This window comes from Vulcanococcus sp. DEBay_Sum22DG08_74 (assembly GCF_017852955.1).
In the GTDB taxonomy this organism is placed as follows: Bacteria; Cyanobacteriota; Cyanobacteriia; order PCC-6307; family Cyanobiaceae; genus Vulcanococcus.
The window spans coordinates 1-7,958 of record NZ_JAFMKL010000078.1 but is presented as its reverse complement, the minus strand read 5'-3'; the positions used below and the strand labels follow the sequence as shown (position 1 = coordinate 7,958).

Below are 7,958 nucleotides of genomic sequence, written 5' to 3'. Positions count from 1 at the left end.
AGGACATGCCCCTGCTGGCGCTTGAGCTGCTGGGGGTCCTGGCGTTGCTGCGAACAGACGAACGGTCCCGCGGCTGGAGCTTCGCCGCGGGTGCCTGGCTGGGACCAGCCTTTTTGATCAAGGGCTTCATGGTCGCCCTACCGGTGCTGGCCCTGCTGCCCTTCCTGCTCTTGCGGCGGCGTGTCCTGCTGCGCTCTGCCGCCTTCTGGTCCGGGCTCCTGCTGGGCTGGCTGCCCGTCGGGCTCTGGCTGGGCCTGAGCCTGCAGCACTACGGGGCTGGCGTCGTCGGAGGACTGCTGGACAAGCTGCTGTTCCTCTCGGAAAGCGACGTCTACAGCGCCGGTCCCCTCTATTACCTCTGGAACATCCCGGCCAACTGCGCGCCCTGGAGCCTGGTGGCCCTCGCCGGGCTGGTCTGCGGCCTGAGGCGCTGGCGCTCGAAGCAGGGGCTGTTGCTGCTGGTCTATCCGCTCGGCCTGCTGCTGCTGCTGAGTTGCTTCCGCACCAAGACGCCCTACTACGGCCTGCAGCTCACCCCCTTTCTGGCGATCTGGGCCGCCAGCGGCCTGCGGCTGTTCGCGCAATCGGGCATCGCCCGGCCGCGGGCCATCGCCTGGGGCGTCGCTGGCCTCGGGGTGTTGCTCTGCCTGGCCGGGGCGCTGCTCCTGCTCCCCGGAAACCTGCTCCCACTCGAGATCCCGCCCCTGGCGCCAGCACTGCTGGGTCTTGCGGCCCTGGTCCTGGGCTTGAGCTGGGCGCTGCTGCCCCAGCAACGGACCCCGAAACGCGTCCTGGCCGCCGTGTTGATCGGCCCCTGGCTGGCCCTGAGCCTGCTGGTGCAGGGGGGCCTGTTCAGCGATCGCTCTCCAGGGCTGCGCCAGGCCCTCAGCGATGCCGCGATCCAACCGCTGCTGGCCGCAGAACCGGTGGCGGTCATCAGCGGCAGCCCCCTGAGCGGCCAGGCCCATGCCCAGCTGATCCTGCTGGCCCTGGGGACTCCGCAGTTGGGAGCAAAGGTGGAGAGCGCGGCGGCACTGAAGCCAGGCCGCTTGGCCTGGATTGAGACACCAGCCCTGCAGGATTCCGCCAATCGGGAGCTGATCCCCCTGGCCTCGGGCGATGATCTGGCCCCATGGACCTTGGTACGCAGCCCCAGCGGCAACTGAACCGGCGTGATGGCCTGCTGCTGCTGGCCCTCTGGCTGCTCTGCCTGCTGCTGGACGGCCTTTGGATTCAGCAGCACCAGGCCCCGCCGGCCTGGGACCAGGGCGATCACCTCAGCCGCGCCCTGGGGGTCTGGCAGGTCCTGAGCCAGCCGGCCCCCTGGAGCGGGGACTGGTGGCACAGCCTCTGGGCCCAGGCCCCCAGCTACCGCGGCCCGCTGACCTACGTGCTCAGTGCACCCGTTCTGCAGCTGCTCGGCCCGAGCTTCAGCAGCGCCATGGCCTCCGGCGCCGTCTTCAACGGGATCCTGCTGCTGAGCTGCTACGGCCAAGGCCGGCAACTGCACAGCCGCCGCGCGGGGCTCTGGGCCGCCCTGTTTGTGGCGACAGCCCCGGCCCTGCTGAATCAACGCACCGACTACCTGATCGACCTGAGCCTGACGGCGGTCATGACCGGCAGCTGGTGGATCCTGAGCCAGCGGCGCTGGTTTGCAGCCGGCCGTCGCTGGCTCTGGACCGTCCTCAGCGGAATCGGACTGGGGCTGGTGGCCCTGACCCGGCCGACGGGCTTGGTGCTGCTCTGGCTCCCCCTGCTGGTGCTCCTGATCGGAGGCCTGCGGGAGGCGCGCCGCGGTCACTGGCGGCCTTTGCTGCAGGGCGCCACGGCCAGCGTCATCGCCTGGCTCCTGGTCTGGCCCTGGTTCAGCCAGAACTGGCTGACCATCCTGAGCACGATCAACAAAGCGCGCCAGTGGGGGGTCGCCTACCAGGACGGCCTGGAGGCCAACAGCCTGGAGGGTTGGCTCTACTACCTGAAATTGCTGCCGGCGATGCTCGGCAGCAGCCTGACGGCCCTGGTGCTGGTGGGCGGAGTCATCGCGCTGGTGGAGCGCAGACCGCAACTCAACCCAGACAAGGCCTGGCTGATCTGGTGGTTGAGCTTTCCCCTGGGGGGACTGCTGATCTGCATCCTGATGACCAGCAAGGACTTCCGCTTCGTCCTGCCCCTGCTGCCGCAGCTGGCCATTGCCTTGGCCTTGATCGTCGCCAGCGTCGAGCGCCGCTGGGCACCCCTTTGGCAGGGGGCGCTGGTGCTGGTCGCGCTGCTGGGGGCGCTCTGGAGCCAATTCGGCTGGGGGCCCAAGCTCAGCAGCTTTCCGCCCCATCGCCCGAACCCCCAGGGGGGCTGGCCCATCGAGGCGATCGTCGCCAGCGTCCGCAGCACCAGCCCCAACCAGATCTCGACCCTGGCGGTGCTGCCGGACAGTGAAGGCCTGAACGCCTTCAACCTCGAAGCCGAGGGACGGCGCCAGCAGTTCCGCCTGGCCGCCCGCCAGACCGTGGCCCCCAAGGATCGGCTGGAAGAAGAACTCAGCAACTTCGACTGGTTCCTGCGCAAAGGCGGGGACCAGGGGGTGATGAGCGATGAACGGCAGGCCCGCCAAAGCGAACTGCTGCAGAACTCAGCGCACTTCGAGCAGGTGGGCAGCTGGCCCCTGCCCGATGGCAGCCAGGCGCAACTGCTGCGCCGCAAGCAACTGAGTGTGCGCACCGCAGCAATCAGCTGCCCAGCCCAGCTCAGCGGCTCGATCACGGCGATTCCAGGTGGCCTGGACATCCGGGTCTCAGGCCCTAGCACCGCCCTGCAGGGATCCAAGCTGCTGCTAACCCTCCGCCAAGGCGAGCAACGACTCGAAGCCGACCAGGCCCTGGGCCAGGGCCTGCTGCGTTTGCCAAAGGGATGCCTCGAGGTTCAGCAACAGCTGGCCCTGAGTGACGATGCCAGCAGCGACGGGGCCTGGAGCGCTGAGCTGCAGCTGCTGAAGGCCAATGGCCAACGGCAGGCCATCCAGCTGCCGGCCGATCGAGCGGTGCTGCTGCAACCGGGTCAGGGCGATCCCGGTGAACGCACGGCCAACCGCGTCGCCCTGCTGCGTCAGCTGGGGGGACAACTGCGCCGCGGCGAACTGGACAGCCTCTTCTCCAAGGTCGGACAGCTCAACCAAAGCGACCCGGAGCAGGTCTATCTGAGCGACGCCGAGACGATCCTGCGGGCCCGGCTCCAGGACGATCCCGGTGACCTGAACGACCTCTACAGCCTGGCTCTGGCCCAGGCCCTGCAGCGCCACGCCGGCGATGCGGCGCAGACCTTGACCCAGATCAAGGCCCTGGATCCCTCCAATCCGAATGCACTGCTGGGGCTTGGAGTCGTGGAGCTTTATCGCTTTCGGCCCGCCCAAGCGCAGGTCGCGCTGGATCAAGCAGCGAAGATGAGCCCCAACAACTCCACCCTGCGCACCCTGCGCATCGTGGCCAGTGCCCTGCGCCTGGATCTGCCCCAGACCCTCCACCTGCTTCGTTCATGACCGCCCCGAGCCAGCAGATCCACTTCCGCCAGCGCAACCGCACCTATTACGCCGACCTGGAGCGTCTGCACCAACTGCTGGTGCCACCGGGCCTGCGGGTGCTGGAGGTGGGCTGCGGCAGCGGCGATCTGCTGGCCCATCTGCAACCGGCCCATGGGGTGGGCATCGAGCTGGATCCAGATGTCGCCGCTGTTGCCCGTGAGCGGCACCCCGAGCTGCGGATCCTGGCGGCCAACGCCGAGACGATGACCCCGGCGTCCATCGGCGAAACCCAGCCGTTCGATGTGATCCTGCTGCCGAACACCCTGAACACGCTGCAGGACGTGCAAGGGGTGCTGGAGCGGCTTGAGGCCTTCTGCCACCCGCGCACACGCCTGGTGGTGAGTTTCCACAATTGGCTCTGGCAACCGCTGCTGAAGGCCGCCGAGCGCCTGGGGCAACGGCAACCGCAACCGCCTGAGAGCTGGCTGACCCCCAACGACGTCCGCAACCTGCTGGATCTTGCGAGCTGGGAGGTGCTCAAAGAGGGCCAGCGCTGCTTGGTCCCGCGTCAGATTCCCTTGATCACCCCCTTGGCGAACCGTTGGCTGAGCCAACTGCCGCTGATCGACAACCTGGGGCTGACCCATTGGATGGTGGCCCGGCCGGCCCGTCAGCAGCGCCAGAACCCCAGCGTCAGCGTGGTCATCCCGGCCCGCAACGAAGCCGGAAACATCGCACCGGCGATTGAGCGGTTGCCGGAACTGGGCCGCTTCACCGAGGTGATCTTTGTCGAGGGGCATTCCTCCGACAACACCTGGGAGGAGATCGAGCGGGTCTGCGCGACCTATCAGGGGCCCATGCGCCTGAAGAAATTCCGCCAGACCGGCAAGGGCAAGGCCGATGCGGTCTGGCTGGGCTTTGATCAGGCCGAGGGGGATGTGCTGATGATCCTCGATGCCGATCTGACCGTCAGGCCGGAGGATCTGCCGCGCTTCGCCCAGGCCATGGCCGATGGACGCGGGGAGTTCGTCAACGGCTGCCGCCTGGTCTACCCCCGCAGCTGGGAGGCGATGCCGCCGCTGAACACGGCCGCCAACCGCTTTTTTGCCGCCGCCTTCTCCTGGTTGCTGCGTCAACGGCTCAAGGACACCCTCTGCGGCACGAAGGTGATCTGGAAGGACGACTACGAACGGCTCAAGGCCGGTCGCAGTTACTTCGGTGACTTCGACCCCTTTGGAGACTTTGACCTGCTGTTTGGCGCCAGCAAGTTGAACCTAAAGATCGTGGAAGTCCCGGTTCGCTACCAAGAGCGCAGCTACGGCAGCTCGAACATCGCCCACGTCAAAGAGGGCCTGATCCTGGGTCAGATGTGTCTCTATGCCGCCCGCAAGTTGAGGTTCATTCCCTGATGCGGCGCCGTTGGCTCTTCGGGCTGGTCGCAGCCCTGGCGATTTATCTCGGGCTGACCACGGCCTTTGGCATCCAGGAGGTCAGCGCGACCCTGGGCCAACTGCACTGGCGCTGGTGGATCCTGGCGCCCGCCATCTGCCTGGGTAGCCATCTGGTGCTGATCGGGCGCTGGTCCTATTACCTGCGCCAACTGGGCTTTCCCCTGCCCCTGAAACCCGCCGCCAAGATCTACGCCGCCGGCCTTGCCTTGATTGCCGCCCCCGGCCGCAGCGGCGAGGCGGTGCGCGGCCTCTGGCTGCAGCGGCGCCACGGCTTCCCGCTGACCGTGGGTGTGGGCATCACCCTGGCCGAGCGCCTGGCGGATCTCGCCAGTGCGCTACTGGTCCTCAGCTGGGGCCTCGGGGAGCAGGTCTGGATCGCCATGCTGATTGGCCTGGCGGTCCTCGGGGTCGGTGGCTGGGTACTGACCCACCCGCGGGTCCTGCGGCGCCTGGAGCATTGGCTCGAGAGCCTGCCCCTGCATCAACGCTGGAACGGCCTGATTCGGCTGCTGCGAGAAGCGCTGCTGGCCATGGGCCGGATGCGCCAGTTGATGAAACCCAAGCCCCTGATCGCCGGCACCCTGCTGGCCTGCGTCTGCTGGATGATCGAGGCGGGCCTGCTGGTGGCGCTGTATCACGCCCTCGGCGTTGAGCTGAGCCTGCACCAAACCGCCGTGATCCGAACCGCGACGGGCCTCGGCGGGGTGATCTCGCTGCTGCCGGCCGGTTTGGGCACCAGTGAGGCCACCTCGATTGGCCTGGCGATGCTCTACGGAGCCGATCGCTCCCAGGCCCTGGCGGTGACGCTGCTGCTTCGTCTCTGCACCCTCGCCATCCCCTGCCTAGTCGGAGTCCTGGCGCTGATGCGCCAACCGGATCTCAGCCGAGCCGCGCAATCACGCTGAGGGCACCAGTCAAAACGATGCCCCCGATTCCTCGAAAGGAACCGGGGGCTCTCGCCGGGTCCGCTCTGACGCGGAACCGTTTGATCTAGGAACGAGGCGCCGAAATCAGCCGGCGTTCTCCGCGATCAGCAGACCCTGCTTCTTACAACTGTGGGACACGGGCACCTCCTCCTGTGGGGGTTGTTGTTAGCCGGCAATGCATCCGGCAACGCTTCCGCCCGAAGGGTTCTGCGCCGCCACATCACTGCTAACGGATCTCGCAAATCCTATCGAGGCTGAACCAAGAACGGCGTTGCGGATGCGACAACACCGCCCGCCCTGGCTAGAGAACCAGCAGCACAGCAGCTGCGAATGCGTCGTCGCGCCTTACTCCAGCTCGGACTGCTGGGGGCCGCCTTTGGGGGCACGGCACTGGAGCTGCTCAAGCAAGCCCAGGCCCAAGCCAAGAGCAGTTGGAGCCGATTCATCGGCCAGGCCACCTTCCAGGTGCCCACCAATCCAGCCACCACCGTTCTGGAAATCACCACCGCACCCATCACCGTGCTGGGGCGACAAGTGGAGCGGGGCTGCATTCGACAGGTCACTGGGGAACGGGGGTACACCACCAGCCGGGAGGCCGGCGTCAATCTGGAGCTGGTGAACCGACTGCCGGTTCCCACCACCATTCATTGGCATGGTCTGATCCTTCCCAATCCCATGGATGGGGTGCCCTATGTCACCCAACCCCCCATCCCGCCGGGGGAGCGCCAACGCATCCATTACCCGCTCCAGCAGGACGGCACCTTCTGGATGCATTCCCACTACGGCTTGCAAACCCAGAGCTTTGTCGCTGAGCCCTTCGTGATCCTCAGCGAGGAACAGGAGCAATGGGCGGACCAAACCGTCACGGTCACCCTGAGGGATTTCAGCTTCACACCGGCCAACACCATCCTCAGCAACATCGTCTCCGGCAAGCGGGGCGGCGACACCGCCATGGCCCGCTCGCTCCAAAACTTCGATTGGCAGCAGCCTCGGCCCCTGCTCACGCAGCAATGGGATGCAGCAGCCGAGCGCTTCAGCTGGCAGCGCAAACCGGGGCGCTTGATGCTGCCGGATGTGGTCTATGACGCCCTGCTGGCCAACGAGCGCAGCCTGGACGCACCCCAGGTGATCGAGGCCCGACCCGGGGAGACCGTGGCCATTCGCTGGATCGCCGCCAGCGCCTTCATGAACTTCTTCCTGGACCTCGGCGAGCTGGAGGGAGAACTCCTGCGCACCGACGCCAACCCGGTGGAGCCGATCCGCGGTTCGGTGTTCCAGCTGGCCATCGCCCAACGGCTCACCCTGCGGGTCCGCCTGCCCGAGACGCCAGGGGTTTTCCCGCTGCTGGCCTGCGGCGAGCAGAGCAACCTGCGCTGTGGCGTCGTCCTACGTACATCGCCCGGACAGGCGATCCCGAACCTGGCCCCGCAAACCCAACAGTGGACCGGACGCCTGGACTTCACCCAGGACAAGAAGCTCAGGGCACAGCAACCCCTCCCCAAGAAACCGGCGGACAACACCATTCCAGTGGCGCTCATCGGCCCCGCCCCTCAGTGCCGCTGGGGCCTCAACGACCGCTTTTATCCCTACCGCGATCCCTACTGGGTCGAGGAGGGACAACGGGTGGAGATGGTCTTCAGCAACGAAACCCCGATGGGCCATCCGATGCACCTGCATGGCCATGAATTCCAGGTGATCGAAATCAACGGGCAGCCGTTCTCCGGTCCGATGCGCGACACCGTGCTGGTGCCCAAGGGCGGCAGCTGCCGCATTGCCTTTGATGCCATCCACCCAGGCCTCTGGGCCTTCCACTGCCACATCAGCTATCACCACATGCGCGGCATGTTCAACGTGCTGGCCTATCGCTCAGCCGATCTGGGTTGGTGGGACCCCAGCGGCTTTGTCCATGAACAGCTGACCTTCGATTAGGGCAATAAAAAAGCGCCCCATTTGGGGCGCTAGGTGTCCACGCCAGGCGTGGGATGTCAATCCATCTGGATCAGAGGGCGTTGCCGCGGGGCAGAACCTCTTCAGGGAAGACGAAGTTTTCGTGCGGTTGGTCCGCGGGGG

General features: G+C 66.7%; 5 protein-coding genes and 1 pseudogene. 5 read left to right on the top strand and 1 reads right to left on the bottom strand.

The window, feature by feature from the left end; genetic code table 11:
• From QZ184_RS08600 to QZ184_RS08580, 5 genes are all read left to right on the top strand, one after another.
• Nucleotides 1-1,166: glycosyltransferase family 39 protein (locus QZ184_RS08600; protein ID WP_296419097.1), on the top strand; the 1,166-nt coding region annotated here is incomplete at its 5' end.
• Nucleotides 1,133-3,529: a glycosyltransferase family 39 protein gene (locus QZ184_RS08595; protein WP_296419095.1), complete on the top strand. Its 2,397-nt coding sequence runs from the start codon at nt 1,133-1,135 to the stop codon at nt 3,527-3,529. The genes QZ184_RS08600 and QZ184_RS08595, both read left to right, overlap by 34 nt.
• Nucleotides 3,526-4,920, top strand: coding sequence for a glycosyltransferase (locus QZ184_RS08590; RefSeq protein ID WP_296416799.1), 1,395 nt, complete (start codon nt 3,526-3,528; stop codon nt 4,918-4,920). The genes QZ184_RS08595 and QZ184_RS08590 overlap by 4 nt, the downstream gene beginning before the upstream one ends.
• Entirely contained in the window at nt 4,920-5,867 is a 948-nt protein-coding gene (locus QZ184_RS08585; protein ID WP_296419092.1) for a lysylphosphatidylglycerol synthase transmembrane domain-containing protein, read from the top strand. The genes QZ184_RS08590 and QZ184_RS08585 overlap by 1 nt, the downstream gene beginning before the upstream one ends.
• A 351-nt stretch (nt 5,868-6,218) precedes the next feature.
• Nucleotides 6,219-7,817 carry a multicopper oxidase family protein gene (locus QZ184_RS08580; RefSeq protein ID WP_296419090.1) on the top strand — a complete coding sequence of 533 codons (1,599 nt, stop codon included), beginning with the start codon at nt 6,219-6,221 and terminating at the stop codon, nt 7,815-7,817.
• 70 nt (nt 7,818-7,887) lie between these two features.
• Here QZ184_RS08580 and QZ184_RS11430 read toward each other — a convergent pair.
• A pseudogene (locus QZ184_RS11430) lies at nt 7,888-7,958 on the bottom strand (photosystem II protein D2); the annotation flags it as partial.

Bases quoted from the DNA above. Each gene is read 5' to 3' on its own strand.
- QZ184_RS08590 (WP_296416799.1), top strand. From the start codon at position 3,526: ATGACCGCCCCGAGCCAGCAGATCCACTTCCGCCAGCGCAACCGCACC.
- QZ184_RS08585 (WP_296419092.1), top strand. From the start codon at position 4,920: ATGCGGCGCCGTTGGCTCTTCGGGCTGGTCGCAGCCCTGGCGATTTAT.
- QZ184_RS08595 (WP_296419095.1), top strand. From the start codon at position 1,133: ATGGACCTTGGTACGCAGCCCCAGCGGCAACTGAACCGGCGTGATGGC.
- QZ184_RS08580 (WP_296419090.1), top strand. From the start codon at position 6,219: ATGCGTCGTCGCGCCTTACTCCAGCTCGGACTGCTGGGGGCCGCCTTT.